19 protein-coding genes are annotated in these 22,204 nt (G+C 46.9%); 13 read left to right on the top strand and 6 right to left on the bottom strand.

Annotated features, from left to right (window positions below):
* The first annotated feature begins 266 nt into the window (after positions 1–266).
* From NFHSH190041_RS04840 to NFHSH190041_RS04860, 5 genes are all read left to right on the top strand, one after another.
* Positions 267–1,010: a ferredoxin--NADP reductase gene (locus NFHSH190041_RS04840; protein ID WP_261924169.1), complete on the top strand. Its 744-nt coding sequence runs from the start codon at positions 267–269 to the stop codon at positions 1,008–1,010.
* A 189-nt stretch (positions 1,011–1,199) separates the two neighbouring features.
* Positions 1,200–2,219 (top strand): Fe(3+) ABC transporter substrate-binding protein, encoded by a 1,020-nt coding sequence (locus NFHSH190041_RS04845; protein WP_410010851.1) that lies wholly within the window; start codon positions 1,200–1,202, stop codon positions 2,217–2,219.
* Between the two features lie 135 nt (positions 2,220–2,354).
* Positions 2,355–4,004 carry an ABC transporter permease gene (locus NFHSH190041_RS04850; RefSeq protein WP_261924170.1) on the top strand — a complete coding sequence of 550 codons (1,650 nt, stop codon included), beginning with the start codon at positions 2,355–2,357 and terminating at the stop codon, positions 4,002–4,004.
* A complete protein-coding gene (locus tag NFHSH190041_RS04855) occupies positions 4,001–5,029 on the top strand; it encodes an ABC transporter ATP-binding protein (RefSeq protein ID WP_261924171.1) in 1,029 nt (342 codons plus the stop codon). Before NFHSH190041_RS04850 ends, NFHSH190041_RS04855 begins: the two co-directional genes overlap by 4 nt.
* A 149-nt stretch (positions 5,030–5,178) precedes the next feature.
* Complete coding sequence (locus NFHSH190041_RS04860; protein WP_261924172.1) at positions 5,179–6,114, top strand: Dyp-type peroxidase; 936 nt, start codon at positions 5,179–5,181, stop codon at positions 6,112–6,114.
* A gap of 70 nt (positions 6,115–6,184) precedes the next feature.
* On the opposite strand, the gene argR is transcribed toward NFHSH190041_RS04860, so the two are convergent.
* Complete coding sequence (gene argR / locus NFHSH190041_RS04865; protein ID WP_261924173.1) at positions 6,185–6,655, bottom strand: transcriptional regulator ArgR; 471 nt, start codon at positions 6,653–6,655, stop codon at positions 6,185–6,187.
* Between the two features lie 296 nt (positions 6,656–6,951).
* Here argR and mdh point away from each other — a divergent pair, with 296 nt between their 5' ends.
* Entirely contained in the window at positions 6,952–7,887 is a 936-nt protein-coding gene (gene mdh / locus NFHSH190041_RS04870; protein WP_261924174.1) for a malate dehydrogenase, read from the top strand.
* 123 nt (positions 7,888–8,010) lie between these two features.
* Here the strand turns inward: mdh and NFHSH190041_RS04875 are convergent, their stop codons facing one another.
* Complete coding sequence (locus NFHSH190041_RS04875) at positions 8,011–8,796, bottom strand: SDR family NAD(P)-dependent oxidoreductase (RefSeq protein WP_261924175.1); 786 nt, start codon at positions 8,794–8,796, stop codon at positions 8,011–8,013.
* Between the two features lie 130 nt (positions 8,797–8,926).
* Here NFHSH190041_RS04875 and folX point away from each other — a divergent pair, with 130 nt between their 5' ends.
* The 5 genes from folX (at position 8,927) to NFHSH190041_RS04905 (ending at position 14,497) form a co-directional block, all read left to right on the top strand.
* Positions 8,927–9,313: a dihydroneopterin triphosphate 2'-epimerase gene (gene folX, locus NFHSH190041_RS04880; protein ID WP_261924176.1), complete on the top strand. Its 387-nt coding sequence runs from the start codon at positions 8,927–8,929 to the stop codon at positions 9,311–9,313.
* Positions 9,314–9,421: 108 nt separating this feature from the next.
* Positions 9,422–10,216: a dihydromonapterin reductase gene (gene folM, locus NFHSH190041_RS04885; protein ID WP_261924177.1), complete on the top strand. Its 795-nt coding sequence runs from the start codon at positions 9,422–9,424 to the stop codon at positions 10,214–10,216.
* Positions 10,217–10,383: 167 nt separating this feature from the next.
* Positions 10,384–11,682 carry a PAS domain-containing methyl-accepting chemotaxis protein gene (locus tag NFHSH190041_RS19650; protein ID WP_315972968.1) on the top strand — a complete coding sequence of 433 codons (1,299 nt, stop codon included), beginning with the start codon at positions 10,384–10,386 and terminating at the stop codon, positions 11,680–11,682.
* Positions 11,683–12,017: 335 nt separating this feature from the next.
* Positions 12,018–13,913, top strand: a complete 1,896-nt coding sequence (locus tag NFHSH190041_RS04900; RefSeq protein WP_261924178.1) for a peptidase U32 family protein — start codon at positions 12,018–12,020, stop codon at positions 13,911–13,913.
* A gap of 209 nt (positions 13,914–14,122) precedes the next feature.
* Positions 14,123–14,497 (top strand): PH domain-containing protein, encoded by a 375-nt coding sequence (locus NFHSH190041_RS04905; protein WP_261924179.1) that lies wholly within the window; start codon positions 14,123–14,125, stop codon positions 14,495–14,497.
* Positions 14,498–14,584: 87 nt separating this feature from the next.
* On the opposite strand, the gene NFHSH190041_RS04910 is transcribed toward NFHSH190041_RS04905, so the two are convergent.
* From NFHSH190041_RS04910 to yjjX, 4 genes are all read right to left on the bottom strand, one after another.
* On the bottom strand, positions 14,585–14,986 hold the full coding sequence (locus NFHSH190041_RS04910) for a SufE family protein (RefSeq protein WP_261924180.1): 402 nt from the start codon (positions 14,984–14,986) through the stop codon (positions 14,585–14,587).
* Between the two features lie 44 nt (positions 14,987–15,030).
* Complete coding sequence (locus NFHSH190041_RS04915) at positions 15,031–16,242, bottom strand: aminotransferase class V-fold PLP-dependent enzyme (protein WP_261924181.1); 1,212 nt, start codon at positions 16,240–16,242, stop codon at positions 15,031–15,033.
* 188 nt (positions 16,243–16,430) lie between these two features.
* On the bottom strand, positions 16,431–16,973 hold the full coding sequence (locus tag NFHSH190041_RS04920; RefSeq protein ID WP_315972969.1) for a GNAT family N-acetyltransferase: 543 nt from the start codon (positions 16,971–16,973) through the stop codon (positions 16,431–16,433).
* A gap of 34 nt (positions 16,974–17,007) precedes the next feature.
* Positions 17,008–17,574, bottom strand: coding sequence for an inosine/xanthosine triphosphatase (gene yjjX / locus NFHSH190041_RS04925; RefSeq protein WP_261924182.1), 567 nt, complete (start codon positions 17,572–17,574; stop codon positions 17,008–17,010).
* A 313-nt stretch (positions 17,575–17,887) separates the two neighbouring features.
* Between yjjX and NFHSH190041_RS04930 the strand changes: the two genes are divergently transcribed.
* Entirely contained in the window at positions 17,888–20,440 is a 2,553-nt protein-coding gene (locus NFHSH190041_RS04930) for an acylase (RefSeq protein WP_261924183.1), read from the top strand.
* Positions 20,441–20,910: 470 nt separating this feature from the next.
* Positions 20,911–22,188, top strand: a complete 1,278-nt coding sequence (locus NFHSH190041_RS04935) for an aromatic amino acid transport family protein (RefSeq protein ID WP_261924184.1) — start codon at positions 20,911–20,913, stop codon at positions 22,186–22,188.
* Positions 22,189–22,204 lie beyond the last annotated feature (16 nt).

Here is a 22,204-nt window from a genome sequence, read left to right on the forward strand (position 1 = left end):
TGTGCAAATTCAAATCAATTTCATCACTTTATTTGAATTAACTCACATTGTTTTATTAATGTTTTTTGCATGTTTATTTATGTGTAATTTTCGTGTTTTTATATTGTAAATTTTAGTCTGGTTGTTTTTTCATCGTCATTGTTTTGCTACGCGGTGAAAATATGGCTGTAAAGTTCCATGGTCAGAAAACCCATATTTAAATGGGGTGTTTGTCTGGCTGATAAAGGCATATGCTGGCAGGTAACAATGACTTAATTGGGGGTTATATGTGGACAACCGGAACTGTAATTGAGCGGATTGATTGGAATGACAGACTCTTTTCTCTGCGAATTAAATCCGAACTGGCACCTTTTAAAGCCGGGCAGTTTATTAAGCTCAGTCAGGTGCAAGGGGATAAACGTATTGCTCGGGCTTACTCTCTGGTCAATGCGCCTGGCGCGCCTTGGCAAGAGGTGTTGGCCGTGACGGTAGAAGAGGGGCAACTCTCACCAGCACTGCATGAGTTGGCTGTTGGTGACAGTATCGATATTACCCCCAGTGCCAATGGCTTTATGACACTGGATGAATTACCAGAGAATATGGGACGACATCTTTGGTTGCTGGCCACCGGTACTGCAATCGGGCCTTTTATTTCAATGTTGGAAACGCCAGCACCTTGGCAAAGGTTTGAACAGATTGTGCTGGTTTATGGTGTGCGTTTGGCTGAAGATTTAGCCTATTGGACTCGGCTAGAGGAGCTAGCGGCGCTTTATCCAGGTCAATTGGTGCTGGTTCCTTGTGTAACGCGAGAGGCCGTTAAAGGGGCTCTTGGTTGTCGTATTCCAGCTGGCTTAGCTGATGGCAGTATCGAGCAACAGGCTGGGATTAACATCAATGCCCAGGATGCTCAGGTGATGCTGTGTGGTAACCCGGAGATGGTGGCTGATGCGTTGATTGAACTACAGGGGCGGGGCTTGGTGAAGAACCTACGCCGGACACCGGGTCAGATTACCATGGAGAAATACTGGTAACGCTTCACAGAGAGTGTTTGGCTTAGTTCAAGTTACATCACGCTAGGGGTGACTATCTTTTTGTCAGTAACACCTTATATGTTAATCAATTGTTGAACACCTGATTGCCTTTCTGTATCCTGCTTTGATTGAGAACGATTATCATTGTCCCCGGGTTGCTGTCGCGCCGCCCGGTTACAGGAGCAGGGAATGAGCAGAGCAAGAACATTGATCATGGCAGGGGCTTTCTTCCTCGCCGGTGGGGTATCGCTGATAGCACAGGCTACTGAGAAGGTAACAGTATATTCGTATCGGCAGCCATTTTTGATTGAGCCTCTGTTGCAGGATTTTACGGATAAAACCGGCATTGATGTTGAACTGGTCTTTGCCAAAAAAGGCCTCACTCAGCGCCTCGCCCGTGAAGGGCGGCTATCGCCGGCGGATCTGGTGCTGACATCGGATTTTTCCCGTTTGATGACATTGGTTGAGCGGGATTTGACCTCGCCGGTTAATAGCTCTGTGTTACAGCAAAATATTCCGGTGCAATTTCGGGCTGGGGATAATCAATGGTTTGCTTTAACAATGCGGGTTCGTAATATCTACTCTTCCAAAACACGGCTGGGGAAACTGGCGATCAATTATGAAGATTTAGCTAACCCAGAATACAAGGGCAAGATCTGCAGTCGCAGTGGTAAGCATCCTTATAATATCGCTTTAGTAGCCTCTATGATTGCCCACCATGGTGAAGCGGAAACCAAAACTTGGCTCACTGGGCTCAAAGCCAATCTGGCGCGCCGTCCTCAAGGTAATGACCGCGCTCAGGTTAAGGCCGTCGAGCAAGGATTATGTGATTTGGCATTGGGTAACAGTTATTACCTTGGCAAGATGATTAATAATCCTAAGCAGCGAGCTTGGGCCGATGCTGTTGAAATTAACTTTCCTAATCAAACTGGCCGTGGTGCCCATATCAATGTATCAGGGATGGCGTTAACCAAATATGCTCCCAATCGCCCAGCTGCGGTGAAGCTGATGGAGTATCTTGCATCTGATCGTGCGCAGCAGCGTTATGCTGAAGCGAATTATGAATACCCGGTTAAACCTGGTGTGACAGAATCTGCGTTGGTCGCATCCTGGGGCGCGTTTCGTCCAGACAATTTACCTATTCAGGCACTTGCGGATTATCACAAGGCGGCGGTGCGCCTGCTTGATGAAGTCCGTTTTGATCTCTAAATGCGCTGCATTGAAGGTGCATCAACATGTTGGTATAAGCGTATTCGTGCAGCCGGTTATTGATGTACCGGGCGTTCGTGATGGTATCAGCCTTATTGCGGGGCTGATGGCGCAATATCACAACGGAGCAGATCTGTGATCCCCGCATTGCCTCGGCGTTGGTCGCTACTTAGCTTTGGGCTGGCACTTTTATTATTGCTGCCGGCGTTTGCGTTATTGGGGCAGGCGCTATTGGGACAGGCCGAGCTTGGTCGCGATAATGTCTTTGCTCACCTATTAGCGACAGTGCTGCCCAGTTATATTGCTAATACTCTATTGTTGATGTTACTGGTGTGTATTGGGGCGTTGTTGTTGGCCATTCCAGCCGCTTGGCTAGTTGCTCGCTGTGACTTTCCCGGGCGAGGTCTATTTCAATGGGGGCTCTTGTTACCACTGGCCATGCCGGGGTATCTGGTTGCTTACGTTTATACCGATATGCTCGATTATGCCGGGCCGGTGCAACAATGGCTGCGAGCCATGTTCCATTGGCAGTCTGCTGACGATTACGTTTTCCCTTCCGTGCGCTCCTTGGGTGGGGCTGCTTTTATGCTGGCGCTGGTGTTGTTTCCATATATTTATCTTTTGGGGCGCACCGCATTTATGGAACAATCGCTCAATTTGTTGCAGGCGACTCGGGTGATGGGGTGTCGCCCTTGGCAAAGTTTTTGGCGTTTTAGTCTTCCAATGGCAAGACCCGCATTGGCGGTGGGCGTGGCATTAGTTGCAATGGAGACGGCTGCCGATTTTGCCACTGTCAGTTATTTTGCTGTACCTACCTTAACTACAGCTGTGTATGACACTTGGCTGGAATATGGCAGTTTAACTGCTGCGGCCCGTTTGTCCTTGATTATGCTGCTGGTGATTTTTGTCTTGATTGGCTCTGAGCGCTACGCCAGGCGTCGGCAGCAGCTATTTCAGAAACCCGCTGCGACCCCATTGCCCCGTTATATGTTGCAGGGGCATTTGGCATTATTGGCCAGTGGTTACTGCGCGTTATTGCTGCTACTCGCCTTTGGATTGCCGTTTATGGCGCTGCTGCGTTATGTCTGGCTATATTGGGGCGAAACCCAAATGATGCAGTTTTTTCACTATGGGTTGAATAGCCTATTGCTCGCGCTTGGTGTCAGTGTTTTGTGTATCGTTATGGCATTAGCGTTACTGTTTATTCGTCGCGTTAGCCCCAGAGTCGAGGACCAATTGCCAGTGCAGTTAGCTGCAACGGGGTATGCCCTTCCAGGAACCGTGCTGGCCATCGGGGTGCTAGTGCCTTTAACCCTGACTGATTTTGCTGTTAATGATTTGGCTGATTGGTTGGACGTAAGGGGACCGGGCTTGGTGTTGAGCGGTTCGATTCTGGCGCTGATTTTTGCGTTTTGTGTGCGCTTTTCTGCCATCGCCATCGGCAGTGTGGAGAGCAGTTATCGCCGCATCGCCCCATCATTGGATATGGCGGCTTTAACCTTGGGGCTGCGACCGGCAGCGCTATTTTTTCAGGTGCATTTACCTTTGCTGTGGCGGGGCATTTTTGCGGGCATGCTGTTGGTTTTTATTGAGGCGATGAAAGAATTACCTGCAGCGCTGTTACTGCGGCCGGTGGGGTATGAAAATCTGGCCACCTATGTATATCAGTTTGTCTCTGATGAGCAGCTGGAGCTGGGGGCCGTTGCGGCAGTTGTTATTGTGCTGTTGGGGCTGGTGCCTTTGGTGTATCTCAACCATTCTCTGGAGCGAAGCGAACATTCATGATGGCACTGTCGATTAGTGGCGTAAGCTGTGAATATCAAGGTTTTTCGGTACTCAAACGGTTAGATCTTGAGGTTAAACGTGGCGATATTCTCGCACTGTTAGGCCCCAGTGGGTGTGGCAAAACGACTTTATTGCGGGTGATTGCTGGGCTGCAGTCTATCAGTGGCGGACAAGTCGATATCCTTGGGCACTGTGTTGATGACGGTACACAGTGGCTACCCAGTGAACAGCGTGGCATTGGCATGATTTTTCAAGATTATGCGCTTTTTCCACATCTGGATGTGGCGGAGAACATTCTGTTTGGGGTGAGGAATGTGGGCAAGGCTGAGCGGCAGAGGTTACTGGATGAGATGCTGGCACTGGTGAAATTAACCGGTCTAGCCGACCGTTATCCCCATGAGTTATCGGGTGGGCAGCAGCAGCGAGTTGCGATTGCCCGGGCGTTAGCGTATCAACCGAAACTCTTGTTATTAGATGAGCCTTTTTCCAACATTGATGCTCAGGTGCGCACTGAGCTGATCCAGGAACTGCGTGAGATCCTGATCCGTCGTGGTATTACGGCGGTGTTTGTGACCCATAGCAAGGATGAAGCCTTTGTATTTGCCGATAAGTTGGCGCTGTTTAAAGACGGACGCATTGTGCAGCAGGGCAGTGCGGAGAACTTATATTGGCAACCTGCAGAAAAATATGTCGCAGACTTCTTGGGGAGTGGAAATTATATGCCGGTTCAGGTGCGGGATAGTTTCCACGTTGATACTCCGCTAGGCCCTTTGGTGAGCACCAGTGCCTTACCCCATCCGGCCGCATACAGTGGTGAGCTTTTGCTGCGGCCTCAGCAACTAAAGTTGGAGCCGTCTGAGCAGGGCGTTGGCGTGATCCGGCAAAGGCGCTTTCTTGGGAACGTGTGCCACTATCAAGTTGAGATTGATGCACTCTTGTTGGAAGTGCGTAGCCAATTAACCCAATTGTTGCCAGGGCAGAAAGTGATGTTACGCACCGATGCTCATCCCTTAGTGATTTTTTGACAGGAATATGCCGTGTTGTAACTTGATTTTGCTAACCTGTGGATATGTATCACACTTTTTCATCTTAATGTGCTGTCTGTTTCAATATTGCGGTAAAGTTGCCTCTTAATGTTACTGAAGATAATGTAATGCACAAAGGTGAGACAAAAATGGAAAATCAGGTTATGTCACGGGAACAGCTAGGAATTTGCGCCGAAGGAAATTTGCACAGTGTTTACCTGATGTTGAATGCCAATGATGGGGTAGAACAGCAGCTTCGACCCAGTATCGCCAATATTGCTCATTATATTCATGAATTAACGGATCAGTATGCTGACTGTGCCTTTAATGGTTTTGTTGCCGTAGGTGCGAATTACTGGGATACGCTGTATCCGGCGTCTCGTCCGGCAAAGCTGAAGCCCTTTCCGGCAATGGAAGCCGGTAACCGTGATGCACCTGCACTGGAGCACGATCTGTTTGTCCATCTGCGGGCAGATCGATTAGATGTGCTGCACCTGGTAGCTAGTGATGTTTGCTGCATGTTGGAAGATTTAACTGAGCTGGTGGATGAAGAGCGGGGATTCCGCTTTATGGATAGCCGGGATTTAACCGGCTTTGTGGATGGCACGGAAAACCCTAAAGGGCTGCAGCGTCAGGCGGTTGCTTTAGTCGGGGATGAGGATAATGCCTTTGCCGGTGGCAGTTATATTCATGTACAGAAATATGCTCATAACCTGACAAAATGGCAGCGTCTAGCTGTAAAAAAACAAGAAGATATTATTGGGCGTACTAAGCAGGATAATATTGAATATGCCTCTGAAGATAAGCCATTAACCAGTCATATAAAGCGGGTGAACCTGAAAGATGAGCAGGGGAACGCAATGGAGATTTTGCGTCAGAGCATGCCTTATGGCTCAGTTAAGCAACAGGGGTTGATGTTTATTGCAACTTGTCGGACACCAGAGCATTTTGAAAAAATGCTGCAATCTATGGTTCATGGCGATGGGGAAGGAAACCATGATCATCTGATGCACTTTACCAAAGCGATGACCGGCTCATCCTTTTTTGCACCATCGTTAGATTATCTGCTCAAATACGCGGAATAATGTTTCTTTAGATGATAAAAAACGCCCCAAACGGCTTATCAGTTTGGGGCGTTTTGCTATTTGTTGCGAATTAATCATTGTAGTTAAACAGATTTTTTACGGTTTCTAATGTGTCTTCAATATCATCAATATTAGACGGACAGATGAAAATTGTATCATCACCGGCAATGGTGCCTAAAATGCCTTCCGGTTTACCAATAGAGTCTAATAGGCGGGCAATTAATTGTGCGGCTCCTGGACTGGTTCTAACCACAATCATGGTTTGGTTATGGTCAACGTCAATAACCAAATTTTTGACCGGACTGCTTGCTGTGGGAACGCCTAGCTCGGCGGGCAGGCAATAAACCATTTCCTGTTTGGCATTGCGGGTACGCACTGCGCCAAACTTGCTCAGCATGCGGGAAACTTTTGATTGGTTAATATTGCTGAACCCTTCTGCCTGTAGAGCATTGACGATCTCGCTTTGAGAGCCAAATCGCTCCTCTTTTAGCAGGGCTTTAAATACTTTGATGAGTTCATCTTGGTTTTTGCTACTGGCCATAACTGTCTTTTTGTTATTCATATAAACAGATTTATTGTGAATATTTTCAGCAATAGTGTCAATGTGATAGCAGTTACAGTGAATAAAAATTCATTCTAAATATAGCTGATCATTTAGTTCTCCGGATGTTAGAGAATATAGATAAATTTTTGTGTTAATAAAAATTAAAAATACAGGGTGTTTGGTGAAAAATTGGTGTGTTTGATTGAAATTTTTGTGTTGCTGCAGTAATGTCAGCGTCAGGAAATTAGATGTATATCACATATATCAATAATGGAATATAGACGGAGATAACGATGAAAGTTGCTGTTCTAGGTGCTGCTGGTGGTATTGGTCAGGCGTTGGCATTGTTGTTGAAAGCCCAATTGCCTGCTGGCTCACAGTTATCGCTCTATGATATCGCGCCCGTGACTCCAGGAGTGGCGGTGGATTTGAGCCATATTCCGACTAACGTTGAGGTGAAAGGATTTGCCGGGGAAGACCCAAGCTCTGCTTTGGATGGGGCTGATATTGTGCTGATTTCAGCCGGTGTCGCCAGAAAGCCGGGGATGGATCGTAGTGATCTGTTCAATATTAATGCTGGGATTGTTCGTAACTTGATTGAAAAAGTTGCCAAAGTTTGCCCTAAGGCACTGATTGGTGTTATCACTAACCCGGTGAATACAACCGTTGCGATTGCAGCTGAAGTGTTGAAGCAGGCTGGTGTTTACGATCCTAAGCGTTTATTTGGTGTCACGACTCTGGATGTTATCCGCTCAGAAACCTTTATTGCGCAGGCCAAAGGGTTGAAAGTAGAGGATGTACAGGTCAATGTGATCGGCGGTCACAGTGGCGTGACAATTTTGCCACTGCTGTCTCAGGTTAACGGCGTGACTTTCACTGATGATGAAATTGCGGCGTTGACTCACAGGATCCAAAATGCGGGCACAGAAGTGGTTGAAGCAAAAGCCGGTGGTGGGTCAGCTACCTTGTCTATGGGGCAGGCGGCATTCCGATTCTGTATGTCTTTAGTTCGTGGCTTGCAGGGGCAGACTAATGTGGTTGAATGCGCCTATGTCGATGGTGGCAGTGAGCATGCTCAATTCTTTGCTCAACCTGTGTTGCTGGGGCGAAATGGGGTTGAAAAAGTGCTGCCCTATAGGGCATTGAGTGAGTTTGAAACCCAGGCCAGAGATAGCATGTTAGATACCTTAACAGGAGATATCCAATTAGGCACTGACTTCATGAAATAGTGTCAAGTACAGTGACGATTTCAGCCTATTGTTAAGAACATAAAGGCTGATGTAAGGGGCACAAGGTTAAGGAAAAGCGAAGATGCTTGTCATATTCGCTTTTTTCTTGTCTGGGATTGAAGGTTACCAAGGTATCGATTCTCCCTGCCAGTCTAAAAAAGGGAGAGGAGCGTCAGTTAAGGGACTATGGTGCAGGGGGGCGAGGAATTGACAAAGATGTTGAGCCGTTTGCGCAGTTGTGCGTAATTGCTGCGAGACAATATTGTGCTGAAACGGTTTAGATAATTTGGTATCTACCGTGCCAGGATGGTAGGCCAGCATTCTGAGCCCAGGCCAGTGATGAGCGTATTCGATGGCGGCCGTTTTTATTAGCATATTTAAAGCCGCTTTACTGGCTCGATAGCTATACCAACCACCTAGGTGGTTATCAGTAATACTACCAACTCTGGCGGTTAAAATGGCAATAGCAGCACGTGGGGTAAGAAGCCATGGCAGCTGTTGCAGGCACAGCGCCGGTATCACGCTATTGGCATAAAAAAGCTTGTTCAGATTGTCGGCGGATAAGTGCTCCAATCGTTTTTCTGCCATTGTATCTTGGCCTTGGAGTATGCCAGTACAGATGATGGCGCGATCAAATAAGCCATGTGTTTGGCATTGCTGCAAAGCAGTCGCAAGTTCAGAGGCTTGCCAGTTACATTTGATACTGTGTATTCGACGATTAAGGGCGAGCGGTTGGGGCAAAGGTGTGTGACTTAGGGTGGTAATGTTGATATTGGGATATTGCAGATATTGTTGGCAAAGTGCCTGACCAATTCCCCCGGCTGCACCGATAATCAACACTTGGTTTAGCTTTGTATTAGGCGATGCTAAGTGGTTGTCTGTAGAGTGGTTATATGTCACATTTGCCATGAGTATTCCCTGAGCCTTGTTGCTTTAATAGCAATACGTGAGCAGACGGTCACAGGGATCGGTTTGAAAGCTGTGCAGATTGACTGGCATTACAGGGATAAGTATTCATCAGCGTTACAGGGGAGCAAATATGCTATTTAGTCAAGCCATTATTAATGTTACGAATCTACGGCTGAGAACATATATTGGTTTTAATCCGGAGGAGCAGCGTAAGCAGCAGGATGTGGTCATTAATATGGAAATACATTATCCGGCGGTCAAATCGTTTGCTTCTGATGATGTGGCGGATGCGTTGAATTACAAAGTCATTACCAAAAAAGTGATTCAGCATGTTGAAGAAGGCCGCTTTCAGTTACTGGAACGTTTAGTCGCTGATGTACTGAATATTTGCATGGAGCATCCCAGTGTGACTCTGGCGCGGGTAACCATAGATAAGCCTCATGCCCTCAGGTTTGCTGACTCAGTCTCCCTGACTTTAGAAAGCCGACGTGAATGCAATACTAACGACAAGGAATAACGCAATCGCGTATTAATAACATGGGTTCAAAGCAAAAGTTGAATATTGATTAGTTGGGGACTCAGGGGCATTGACATGAATCGCCTGGCTAATTTCAAGGATGAATAAATGACAGCGGATAATCAGTTAACTCACCCAGTATTGATTACTGGGGTTGGGCGCAGAGCCGGTTTTTTCCTTGCTCGTACCATGCTAGAGACCGGGCAAGCTGTTATCGGTACTTATCGTTCCCAACGGGCTGAAATAGAGCAGTTGCTAGCGATGGGGGCACATCTTTATCCAGTGGATTTTTGTTGTCAGTCGCAAGTTGAACAATTTATTGCGGTAATACAACGAGATGTCCCCGTGCTCAGGGCTATTATCCATAATGCATCACAGTGGTTACCTGATGATGTTGCTCTTTCTCACCACGAAATTATGCAGCAGATGATGCAAATCCATGTCAATGTGCCCTATCAAATTAATATGGCGTTAGCGGAAAAATTGATGGCCAGAGCAGATTTCTTTACTCATTCAGCGCCAAATAGTGTTACCTATCGTGGTGAAGTCCCTGATTCTGCAGCAATTGGTTGCGCTGATATTATTCATATCAGTGATTTTATTGTCAGCAAAGGCAGTCAAAAACATATTGCTTACGCTGCCAGTAAAGCTGCGCTGGATAATTTGACCTTGTCTTTTGCCGCGCAGTTGGCACCCAGTGTGAAAGTGAACAGTATTGCGCCGGCGTTATTGCGTTTTAATGATGGTGATACAGAAGCTTATCGACAAAAAGCTCTGCAAAAGGCGCTATTACCTAAAGAAGGATCGTTTGACGAGTTATTCGCCATGGTGCAGTTGCTAATGGAGAGCCGTTATATCACCGGCCGGGTGATGCCGCTGGATGGCGGACGACATCTTAAATAACTACAGCGAAAGTTTGATTGCCGGTTGAAAATATCTTAATTCCCCTGTGCACTGAAAAATCCCTGCTATCCTAGATTTACAGGATAAAGACAGCGTCAGCAGTTACATGCGGCGTGTTGTAGCTGGCAGGGAGTTCACCTGTTGGCAAATCAAAACAGGGTCAGTGCATGTTTAATTTCAATTCCAAACATCAACAGTCAGTCGATGAAAGCCTACTGCAGAGTGAGTCAATCATTCATTCCATTAAAGAGAGTGTGGCGACAATTGAATTTATGCCTGATGGCACTATTTTGGACGCCAACAGTCTGTTTCTTGGCGCTGTAGGCTATTCGCTGGAGGAGGTAAAAGGTAAACATCATAGAATGTTTTGCCCTCCTGAAGTCATTAACAGTGCGCAGTATCGCACGTTCTGGAGCGAACTGGCCCAGGGAAAAGCTTTTTCCGGGGTATTTTTGCGCAAAAATAAAGCTGGGGATGAAATGTGGCTACAAGCGACCTATTTCCCCATCAAAGTGAAAGGTGTTGTTACTAAGGTAATGAAAATTGCTGCAGATATTACCGAGCAGAAACACCACTCTGACAGTCAGGCAGCCATTTTTACCGCGTTAGATAGATCCCAAGCCATTATCGAATTTACCCCAGAGGGCATCATTCTCAATGCCAATGTTAATTTTCTTAATACCGTGGGCTACACCAAAGAGCAGATTGTAGGTAAACACCATAAAATATTTTGCGATGAGCAGTTTTATATTGATAACCCTACTTTTTGGGCGGAGCTTGCCAGTGGACAACCTAAAAGTGGGATGTTTCAGCGTCGCGGAGCCACAGGTCAAATCATTTGGCTGGAGGCAACCTATAATCCCATTCAGAGTGAGTCTGGCAAGATAGTTAAAGTGATTAAGTTTGCCTCTGATATTACTGACCGAGTGATGCAGGATATTGCTGTGCGTGAGGCGGCGGATGTGGCTTACTCCACTTCGGAGGAAACTGCAAAAATTGCGATGCAGGGAGCAGGCCTACTGCACTCCAGTGTGGAAACATCCAATATTATTGCTGAACAGGTGAATAAAACAACAGAATCTATTAATTTGCTTAACGAACAGTCAAAAAGTATTGAGGCAATTGTGTCAACGATCAGTTCAATTGCAGAGCAGACTAATTTATTGGCATTGAATGCTGCAATTGAAGCCGCCAGAGCCGGAGATCAAGGCCGCGGGTTCGCCGTAGTAGCAGATGAAGTTCGTCAATTGGCTGCCAGAACCAGCCAATCTACCGATGAAATTGCCACTGTTGTGGCAGAAAACCGCAATCTTACCACTGGTGCCACGGCGATGATGAACGAAGTCGCTCAAACCGCTGAAAACGGTAAACAGCAAATTGCCGAGGTGACCACTGTGATGGATGAGATCCGTAAAGGGGCTGAAAATGTGTCATCCACAGTATCTGGATTATCATCAACTGGTTGACATAACTGATTGCAACTGAATGTGAACTATCACAACAAGACACGATTAGTCGCTAAATAGGCTCTTGATAAAATTTCGTTAACTAAGAGATATGCCCTTTGGCCCGCCGCGCCTTTATCCGAGCCGGCGGGTCTTTTATTTTTTACGTTATGCTTTGCAATCAGTGGCTTGGGGTTGCCTGGGGTTGCTTGGTTGTGAGATTCATGTTCATGAGGACTTTGGTTTAGGAATCCATCTTAGAAGCGATTACTGCTTTGGCATTTTCTGTTACCCGATCACCGCAAAATGGTACAATTCACGGTTTGGTTCAGTACCGATAACCTTTGAGCGTGATTATGTCCGGGGCTTTTGTGTCTACTTCAGAAAATCTTTCCCATCTTTCCAATCGGTTGGAGCTGTTGGCTCCGGCTAAAAATGCAGATTTCGGTATCGAAGCCATTAAGCACGGTGCTGATGCGGTCTACATTGGGGGGCCAGCATTCGGCGCTCGAGCTGCCGCTGGTAACAGTATTGAAGATATTGCTCGGCTGTGTTGTTTTGCCCATCAATATCATGCTCAAGTGTTTGTGGCTCTGAATACCATTTTATCTGATGCGGAGTTAGCAGAAGCTGAAGCGCTGATATGGCAGATTTATCAAGCTGGTGCTGATGCCCTGATTGTTCAGGATATGGGAATTTTGTCCCTTAATCTCCCCCCCATTGCTCTGCATGCCAGTACTCAGATGGATAACCGAGATGCGGAGAAAGTGGCCTTTTTACAGCAGGTTGGTTTTACCCAGGTGGTATTGGCGCGGGAATTGTCTTTAGAGCAGATCCAACAAATCGCGCAACAAACTAATGTGCAGATTGAATTTTTTATTCATGGCGCATTATGTGTTAGCTACAGTGGTCAGTGTTATATCAGTCATGCCTTTACCCGCCGCAGTGCCAACCGGGGAGAATGCTCCCAGATGTGTCGCTTGCCTTGTAATTTAAAAACCCGCCATGGGGAGTCAGTAGCAGAAAATGCACATCTGTTGTCTTTGAAAGACAATAATCAGACTGAGAACCTGGAAGCATTAATTGATGCGGGAGTGCGCTCATTTAAGATTGAAGGTCGACTCAAAGATCTGAGCTATGTCAAAAATGTTACGGCCCATTATCGCCGGGAGTTGGATGCCATTATTGCTCGTCGACCAGAGCTTTATGCGTCATCCCATGGGCGGGTTGAAACCGGCTTTAGTGCTGATCCGGATAAAAGTTTTAACCGAGGTAAAACAGATTATTTTGTGCAGACCCGTCACCGAGATGTGGGAAATTTCAGTACACCGAAATATCTGGGGCAATCTGTTGGCCGGGTAATGAGTGTAGGGCGAGATTTTATCGATGTTCAATCTGATGCTGTGTTTGCCAATGGTGATGGGTTATGTTATTTCGCCCCTAGCCGGGCAATACAGCTGCAAAGTGATGATATGTTGCGTGGTATGCGCATTAACCGCGCTGATGGTTTGCGACTGTATCCGGCACAGATGCCCAAGGATCTACAACTGGGCTGTGAATTGTTCCGTAACCATGATAAGGCATTTGAAGATTTATTGGGGCGGGAGTCGGCTAAGCGGCGGTTAGCGGTGACTATGCATCTTTCCGACACTGATGATGGTGTGTGTTTGACCGTTAAGGATACATTTGGCTTTAGTGCTCAAGCGCAAATTAGCTGTGATAAAACGCCAGCTAATGATAGGCAGAAAACTGAAGCAAGCATACGTAAACAGTTGGCAAAACTCGGCAGTACTGATTTTGTTGCAACAGATATTGAGATTGCGACGGTGCAGCTATGGTTTATTCCTGCTGGGGCATTAAATGGGTTACGTCGTGAGGCGATTGATGCGCTTAATGCAGCTCGATTGGTAGGTTATCAGCGTCCTGCGCCGGGTCAATATCATGCTGATGCTCGTTATCCGGCTAAGCATCTTAGCTATCTAGGCAATGTTGCGAATCAGGCCGCGAAAGCATTTTATCTGCGTCATGGTGTGATGCAGGTAGAAGAGGCATTCGAACTTAATCGGGTTAAGGAAGATGTGCCATTGATGACGACAAAACACTGTTTACGCTACAGCTTTAATTTGTGCCCGAAACAACGTCCTGAATTAAAAGCTGAGCCTATGGTACTGGAAATGGGAGGGGATACTCTCAAACTGGTATTTGATTGCCATACATGTGAAATGATGGTGGTTGGACATAGCAAGCAGTAAGCCTTATTCACTCACTGAGCTAAATTGACGGTTTAACCTGTGATTATAGTGGCGCAGGTTAATCGTCTCGGGCAATCAATTTGCCCCTAAATAGCCGCGATTTTAATCGCGGTATTTTTTGCCGGATATGATCGACCAAAGCGTAGTTAGTGAGTTTATTGCGATACACTGTCTCTTCGTTATCGCTAAGCATATCGGCAGGAGAAGATATGGGATTATTGGATGCCCTGATGGGCAATGCTTCTGAAGTGGATTTAATTGAACTACAGCAGGAATTAGAGCCAATCCTAGCAAATGATGAAGAGTTAGCCTTAGCATATAAACTCATCCGGGATATGTTTGTGTTTACTAACAAACGGCTTATTTTGATTGATAAACAGGGCGTGACTGGGAAAAAAGTCACCTATCAGTCGATTCCCTATAAATCCATTACCTATTTTGAAGTGGAAACTGCCGGTCGGTTTGATTTAGATGCAGAGTTGAAACTGTATCTTTCCGGCCAGAGCCAACCGTTAGTAAAAGAATTAAAACGGGGCACAGATGTGGTGGGAATACAACGGACCATCGCAAATTTTGCGCTGTAGTTTGCTTAGCTGTGTAACGCTAGTTTGGTCTTTACCCACCCCTGCGGGTTATGCTCAGTGCTGCAGGGGTGGGTTTGTGTTAGTCGGTTAATTGCCTGTCAGCATTTTGGCGGCCATTGCCGTTAAGCCACCGGTTCGAGAGGGGCTTAGCTGCCCGGCTAAGCCCAGTGCTGCAAAATATGTTTGGGTATCAAATCCGGCAATTTCCGCTTCTGTTTTGCCTTGCAATTGGGCTAGCAATAGACCCGCAAGCCCTTTAACGATACGGGCATCACTGTCTATCAGCCAGTAATGGTGGTTATCAATACAATGATGGTACAGCCAAGCTTGGCTTTCACAGCCATTAACCTTAGCGTTGTCCTGTTTCCATTCATCCGCTAACTGGGGAATATGTTTGGCCAATAACATAATTTGGCGGTATTTCTCTTGCCAGTTATTGGCTGTGATAATGGCTTGGTGGGCACTGTGTATTGGTGCCATGTCAAACATAAATAAAGCTGGTGGTGGCAATAAAGCAGTCATGGTATGTGGTATCAACTGAGTAAATCAATGACCCCTTTCAGGGCAGTAATAAAGGTATCAATATCTTGGCGTCGAGTATAAATCCCCACCGACGCGCGGCAACAACCTGTGATATTCAAGCTGTTCATCAGCGGTTGGGCGCAATGGTGCCCACAACGTATCGCGATGCCCTGTTGGTCCAGCAATATGCCAACATCTTGATGATGCTCGCCCTTTAGATTAAACGCCACGGCGCCAGTATTATCGGGGTGGGCAGCATATAGGGTAATTTGTGGTACGCTTTGCAGCTGTTGTTGCAGATAGTTAAAAACCTCCTGTTCCTGCAACTTGGCCGTGGCGGGCAGGGCCATGATAAAGTCGATTGCCGCGCCGAGCCCGATAACTTCGGCAATCGGCGGTGTACCGGCTTCAAGCCGATTGGGTAACGCGCCATAAGTGGAGCCACTGAAGCTAACTGTTTCAATCATTTCGCCGCCTGTCATCAGGGGCTGTAATTTATCCAAATAAGCGTAATGTCCCCAAAGCACCCCAACACCGGTCGGGCCATACATTTTATGACCAGAAAAGGCATAAAAATCACAACCTAGCGCCTGTACATCCACTGAGAGATGGGCAATAGCCTGTGCGCCGTCCACCGCAAGCAACGCGTTATGTTGATGGACTAACGCTGCCAAGACGGCAATATCATTAACTGTACCGAGCACGTTGGATACATGACTGATAGCAACCAATTTTACCGGGTGGTTGACCAGTAGATGTGTAAGCTCTGTGTAATCTAATCTGCCTTGGGGTGTCAATCCAATCGGCATTACCTTTGCGCCAGTGCGTTTGGCCAGTTCCTGCCAAGGGACAATATTAGCGTGGTGGGCTGCGCTATCGACCAAAATCACATCGTTATTAGCCAGCATGCCACTTAGCCCCTGGGCAAGCAGATTTAGGCTATGCGTGGTACCTGAGGTATAGATAATTTCTTCTGCGCGCGGTGCATTAATAAAGTTCGCGATCTTATGGCGCACCGCTTCATAAGCAGTTGTTGCTCTGGCCGACAGTTGATGAGCTCCTCGGTGTACGTTGGCATTATTGCTACGGTAATAATGATCCATGGCCTGCAAAACGGACTCTGGCTTCTGGCTGGTAGCTGCGGTATCCAGATAGCACAGCGGGTAGCCATTAAGGCTCTGTTGCAGGGTCGGGAAAAGGGAAGTTAGTGGGGCATTTATCACTGTCGGCGGTACCGGTTAATATCAAAGCGCAGCGATCTTGTGGGATTTACGGACACATTGCAAGTCCAGTCCGGTTTGAGTGTCATGGTTGCCGTGGCCGCAGGAGATACTGGTCTCTCTTTACCATGGCAATATAACTATTTCTGCGCGGTGGGTAGCAGATGAGATTTGAGATATGTGCGAACAGATTATGGTGTTAGCGTCAATAACATTGGTAGTTCGCAGGCATCATGGCCTGTATGACCCAGGGGAGCGGGTAAATGTTGAAACCCTAATGATAAATAGAGTTTCAGCGCGCCTTTTAGGGGCGCGGTGGTTTCCAGATAACAGTAGCGGTATCCCCGCTGGCGGGCAAAAGTCAGGGCATGCTGAACGAGTAATTTCCCTATTGCTTTGCCGCGTAGCGTGGGCAAAAAATACATTTTCTGTAACTCACAGTAGCCTGACTTGGTATCAACCCCAGCTAAGGGCGCGATTCCCGCGCCACCCAGAATATGTCCATTGAGACAAATAACCCAGTAACAGGCATCAGGTGATGGGTAACAGGCATTGAGGTTATCTAAATTGGGGTCTGCCACACCATAGCCTTTGGCTGCACTGAGGCCAAATTCACTCGATACCGTGCGGATCACTTCCGCCATCGCCGCATTATCATTTGCTGTCAGGCACCGTAACAGATATCCCCCCGGCAATATTATCGGTTTGACTGGATTGACTGGGTTAGCGTCCATTTGTCTCTCCTGTTGGGGCTGTGTGGATGATGGGTCAGCGCTGCGGCGGTGAGGGTAATTCTCCCCGGTATAATCCCGGATGTAGCAGTGGTGCCATGGCCAATAAAATAGCTTGGGTATAAATGCTGGCCCGGCTCGCCTCCCCCCGGGTTAGCAGACCAATGGCACCACCGGCCTGTTTAATATTATGGGTGTGAAATAGTCTATCCATCACAGCTCCTAATTCCTCACCATTGAGCAAATCGTCAAATACTTGCTGTGGCAGGGGCAGGTTAGCACTGCGGCCGACACTACGTCGACCATCGGCATCGGCCAAAGCTATATAGGCAAAAGTCGCCGGCCCATCGGCAAAATTATCAACGCCGCCTTCCATCGTCAGATAATAATCTGCTGCTTGCTGTGCACAGCAATAATCCAGTCGGTTAAGGGCCCCCTGACGGGTTTTCTCTTCCGTGAGTGGTTGAGCAGGGACGCCAGAAGGAGCATTGATACCATGACAGATCAAAATAGCGTGGGGAAAATATTGTGCCATGGCATCTCTTGCAGCCTGAATTTTTACCGGGTTTTGTGATCCGACCAGTAGGTTGATTGTGTTGTTCATATTGGATTCTTTCTTTTTGATAGTGGACGGGTAGGTAAAAGGTTGTTCTAATGTTTTTGTAGTGTAATGGATGCGTTTTTTTTTAGTAAAGTTAATAACTTTAATCAATACACTGCATTTTGCATCAACAGCTTTGCTGTTGCGTTCGGGTAACCGACATGACGTTATTCCGATTGCTCCCCAGATTTGGCGTATGGCGGACTGGCAGATAGGGGTTAAAGCCTATTTATCTCAATACTCGCTATCCCACGACGGGTATGCAATTACGGGCAGTCGGAATAGTGACGTTACACCAATAAAGAGATAATAAAAAATGGAATTCAACAAACTCAAGTTGGCAATGGGGATTGCCATAACCTCTATGCTTGCTGCCTGTGGCAGTGATTCAGACTCTACGCCCCCCACGCCAGTCAACCAATTAACCACATTTGCCCCGGATGGACTGTTACAGGCTGATATCCGACGTACCACCTATGGCGTCCCTCATATTAAAGCGAACAACTTAGAAAGCCTGGCATTTGGTAGCAGCTATGCACAGGCACAAGATAATCTTTGTATTTTGGCCGATGGCTTTGTTAAAGCTAACTCCCAACGCTCCCAGTATTTTGGTCCCCATACATTGGATTTCACCACGGGACTACCTGCTCAAGCTGATAATGCTAATATCATCTCTGATTTTGCTTATAAGGCCCTGAAAATCAGGGAACTTGCAGAGCAGAAATTACCATTAATGAGTGAAAATTCCCGGGCAATGATCTCAGGGTTTGTTCACGGTTATAATCAATATCTGGCGGATATCACAGCAGCGAAAGCGGAAAATCCAGATCCATTCTGTGCCGGTAAGCCTTGGGTGCAGCCAATTACAGACGTCGATTATCTCACTTATGTTTTTTCCATTACCGTATTGCCCGGTGCTGCCAATTTCCTCGATCTGATCTTTTTTGCCAATCCTGGAGATGGGGATGAGTATCTGCCGCGTCCTGTGGCAGTGGTGCCCCAGCAGGCTGATTTTGTTGCCCAGTTAGCTAAGTCACTAAAGGCGGGTATGGCATCATTGACCACGCCAGAGCCTAATCAGAGTGAGCTTGGCTCGAATGGTTGGGGGCTGGGGCGGGATAAAACCGAAAATGGTCGAGGTATGGTGTTGGGTAACCCGCATTTCCCCCACACCGGCAATTTACGTTTCTGGCAGTCCCATACTCAAATTCCTGGCCACATTAATATGATGGGGGGATCGTTAGTCGGTATGCCCGGGTTGGTAAATATCGGCTTTAATGAAGCATTAGCCTGGACCCATACCTTCTCAACTGCGGAGCATTTTGTGGTGTACCAGCTGACTTTGGACAGTACGGACAGGATGCGTTATCTGGTGGATGGCAAAGCACATCACATCACCAAAGAGAGGGTAACGGTGAATGTGAATATGGGTAATAACACCATAGTGCCATTTGAAAAAGATATTTACCTGACCAATAACGGGCCAATGATGGAAGCTCCGCCAGCAAAGGCACCATTTGGCTGGGATGATAGCCATGCCTTTATGGTACAGGACGTCAATATGGGCAATATGGATCCCTTGGATCACTGGTTGGCCATGAATCGGGCAACAGATTTGGCGTCATTTAAACAGACCTTCGTGGACTATGACGGCATGATTTTCAATAACACCATGTATGCTGATAAGGCCGGGAATACTTTTTATATTGATGACTCAGCCGTGCCTGGGCTATCTGATGCTGCAGTTGTATTGCTACGTACCTCTCCTGAGTTGAAAGCCCTGCGAGAACAAGCTGGCTTTACAATTTTACCGGGAGACACGGCGCTATTTAATTTTGATGGTGCCACTCCCCATAACTTAGTGCCTAAGCTTGAGCGCAGTGACTTTGTGCAAAACTCTAATGATTCTTTCTGGTCTACTAACTTGGCACAGCCGCTGAGCTATTACTCACCCATGTATGGTGAAGAAGCCGGTCAGCTTAGTCTGCGCACGCGACTGGGGTTGAAGATGATGGAAGATGCCGCAGGCAGTGATAAGAAGTTCAATTTAGATGAGCTGTCAGCCATGCTGACCAATAACCGGGTATTACTGCCAGAGTTAGTACTGACTGACTTATTGTCTCAGTGTCATGCCCAGGGAAGTGAGCCGGTACAGATCAGCGATAGCAAGAGTATTGATATCACAGGGGCATGCATCGCACTACAACAGTGGAATGGTGCGCAGCATAATCACAGTATCGGTGGGGCGTTGATCCGTGAGTTTGCCCTCCTGTTTGATGAAAAGACTATGTTTGTGGTGCCGTTCGATCCTGCTAATGCGGCGACAACGCCTCATACCCTTAATCCTGATGGCAGTGCGCTAGTAGCTTTGGCTCGCGCTTATGCCAACTTAACGGAAGCCGGATTTAGTGCTGATGCGCCACTGGGGGATGTGCAGTTTGTTGAGCGCTCAAGGCCCGAGGGCACAGCTTCAGGGCATAAGTTGCCTTGGCCTGGCAGTCACCATGAAGAAGGCGGCTTTAATGTTTATGCTACCTGGCTTTCCGGTGATGACACCTTAATCCCGCAGCATACTTACCCAAGCAGCTTAGATGTCGTGGACAACAAGCCATTGGCGTCTGGTCTTACGGCCGAAGGCTATCCGATCCGTTATGGTTCTAGCTGGATGTTTGTGGTGGGCTTTACTGATACTGGGCCTAAAGCGGAGGGGATTTTGACATACTCTCAGAGTACTAACCCGTGGCGGCCAGAATTTACCGATCAGTCTGAATTCTATTCCGAGTATGGTAAGTTGCGGCCTTTGTTGTATACCGAAGATGAGATTACGGCTGGGCAAATTTCACACATGATGCTGGAAAAACAGCAGTAAGATAAGCTTTGTCGGTATTAAAAATCCCCGTTCTGAAAAGATGGGGATTTTTTTACATTTGTTTTTCATTAGGTCGGAGAGTGAGCTAGTTACATCCTGTTTTCATTTCTATCTCTCATTAACACCTTATAACGTGACTAATATCACGTTAATTTTCGCCTTTGTTTATTGTTGTCACAAAAAACAAAATTAATCGATCTGTATCACGTTTTATCTCAGGTTGATTTAATCCGAAAGTTTTATAAAAAAACGCCTTGGTGAATAAGATGTATCAATAGTGGTGATATTATGATTGTTTGTGTTTGTGGATTGATATTTCTTACTGCGAAATAATAGATCCCGATCCCAATATCAGTTGATTCTTAAATTCCTTTACCGAATATAGGGATAGATCAACTTTTCATCTTGCTAAATCCTTATCCTTGTCGCCGAAATCAATTATTGCTGGCGACAGCGTTAAGGTAACTTTTATGCAAAATAAAGCTATCAATTTACAGGACAGCAAAGCGGCAAAGAACGCTAAATTGCCCTGGACTTCCCAGGATACTACCTGGATGTTAAGTCTATTCGGTACCGCTGTGGGTGCCGGTATTTTGTTTTTGCCAATTAACGCCGGTATGGGTGGCTTCTGGCCGCTGGTGGTCATGGCACTGATCATTGGCCCGATGACTTATCTGGCTCACCGGGGGCTGTCCCGTTTCGTTTGTACTTCCCGTATTGAAGGCAGCGACATTACTCAGGTGGTGGAAGAGCACTTTGGTAAAGGTGCTGGTAAAGCCATCACAGTGTTATATTTCTGTGCTATTTACCCAATCGTACTGATTTACGGCGTCAGTATTACCAATGTGGTAGACAGCTTCATAGTTAACCAGTTGCATTTTGCACAAGTACCACGCTGGTTACTGTCTGGTATTTTGATTATCGGTATGATGTCTGTGATGGTCGCCGGTAAGAACCTGATGCTGAAGGTCACTCAGTTGCTGGTTTACCCATTGGTGATTATTTTGGCGTTCTTGGCGCTGTATATGGTACCGCACTGGAAAATTGATGCCCTGCTGACCTTACCTTCTGGTGGTGAGTTTATCGGAACGATCTGGCTGACGATTCCAGTACTGATTTTTGCCTTCAACCACTCGCCAGCGATCTCCCAGTTTGCGGTATCCCTGAAGCGTGAGCATGGTGAAAATGCGTCTCGTAAGGCTGATGTGATTTTACGTAACACCTCTATGATGCTGGTTGGCTTCGTGATGCTGTTCGTATTCTCTTGTGTGCTGTCACTGTCTCCAGCTCAGCTGGCAGAGGCTAAAGCGCAGAACTTACCGATTCTGTCTTACCTGGCAAACGTATATGACAGTGCCTTTATCACTTACTTTGCACCATTTATTGCTTTCATCGCCATTGTGTCTTCTTTCTTCGGCCATTACATGGGCGCCAGTGAAGGGATGCGCGGTATCATTACTAAGCAGATGGAATCCGCTGGTAAAGAGATTGATGACAAGAAACTGAATAAAGGTATTCTGGCTTTCATGTTCATCACTATCTGGGGTGTTGCGATTATCGACCCAAGTGTGCTGACCATGATTGAAGCTCTGGGTGGTCCAATTATTGCCGCCATCCTGTATCTGATGCCAATGTATGCGGTTTATAAAGTTGATGCACTGAAAGCGTATCGCGGCCGTATTAGCAATATCTTTGTCATCATCGCCGGTCTGGCATCCATGACAGCAATTTTGTACGGCATGCTGTAAGTATTAGAGCAAGTGA

This window comes from Shewanella sp. NFH-SH190041, assembly GCF_024363255.1.
In the GTDB taxonomy this organism is placed as follows: Bacteria; Pseudomonadota; Gammaproteobacteria; order Enterobacterales; family Shewanellaceae; genus Shewanella.

Bases quoted from the DNA above. Each gene is read 5' to 3' on its own strand.
- NFHSH190041_RS04840 (WP_261924169.1), top strand. From the start codon at position 267: ATGTGGACAACCGGAACTGTAATTGAGCGGATTGATTGGAATGACAGA.
- NFHSH190041_RS04845 (WP_410010851.1), top strand. From the start codon at position 1,200: ATGAGCAGAGCAAGAACATTGATCATGGCAGGGGCTTTCTTCCTCGCC.
- NFHSH190041_RS04855 (WP_261924171.1), top strand. From the start codon at position 4,001: ATGATGGCACTGTCGATTAGTGGCGTAAGCTGTGAATATCAAGGTTTT.
- NFHSH190041_RS04860 (WP_261924172.1), top strand. From the start codon at position 5,179: ATGGAAAATCAGGTTATGTCACGGGAACAGCTAGGAATTTGCGCCGAA.
- argR (WP_261924173.1), bottom strand. From the start codon at position 6,655: ATGGCCAGTAGCAAAAACCAAGATGAACTCATCAAAGTATTTAAAGCC.
- mdh (WP_261924174.1), top strand. From the start codon at position 6,952: ATGAAAGTTGCTGTTCTAGGTGCTGCTGGTGGTATTGGTCAGGCGTTG.
- NFHSH190041_RS04875 (WP_261924175.1), bottom strand. From the start codon at position 8,796: ATGGCAAATGTGACATATAACCACTCTACAGACAACCACTTAGCATCG.
- folX (WP_261924176.1), top strand. From the start codon at position 8,927: ATGCTATTTAGTCAAGCCATTATTAATGTTACGAATCTACGGCTGAGA.
- folM (WP_261924177.1), top strand. From the start codon at position 9,422: ATGACAGCGGATAATCAGTTAACTCACCCAGTATTGATTACTGGGGTT.
- NFHSH190041_RS19650 (WP_315972968.1), top strand. From the start codon at position 10,384: ATGTTTAATTTCAATTCCAAACATCAACAGTCAGTCGATGAAAGCCTA.
- NFHSH190041_RS04900 (WP_261924178.1), top strand. From the start codon at position 12,018: ATGTCCGGGGCTTTTGTGTCTACTTCAGAAAATCTTTCCCATCTTTCC.
- NFHSH190041_RS04905 (WP_261924179.1), top strand. From the start codon at position 14,123: ATGGGATTATTGGATGCCCTGATGGGCAATGCTTCTGAAGTGGATTTA.
- NFHSH190041_RS04910 (WP_261924180.1), bottom strand. From the start codon at position 14,986: ATGTTTGACATGGCACCAATACACAGTGCCCACCAAGCCATTATCACA.
- NFHSH190041_RS04920 (WP_315972969.1), bottom strand. From the start codon at position 16,973: ATGGACGCTAACCCAGTCAATCCAGTCAAACCGATAATATTGCCGGGG.
- yjjX (WP_261924182.1), bottom strand. From the start codon at position 17,574: ATGAACAACACAATCAACCTACTGGTCGGATCACAAAACCCGGTAAAA.
- NFHSH190041_RS04930 (WP_261924183.1), top strand. From the start codon at position 17,888: ATGGAATTCAACAAACTCAAGTTGGCAATGGGGATTGCCATAACCTCT.
- NFHSH190041_RS04935 (WP_261924184.1), top strand. From the start codon at position 20,911: ATGCAAAATAAAGCTATCAATTTACAGGACAGCAAAGCGGCAAAGAAC.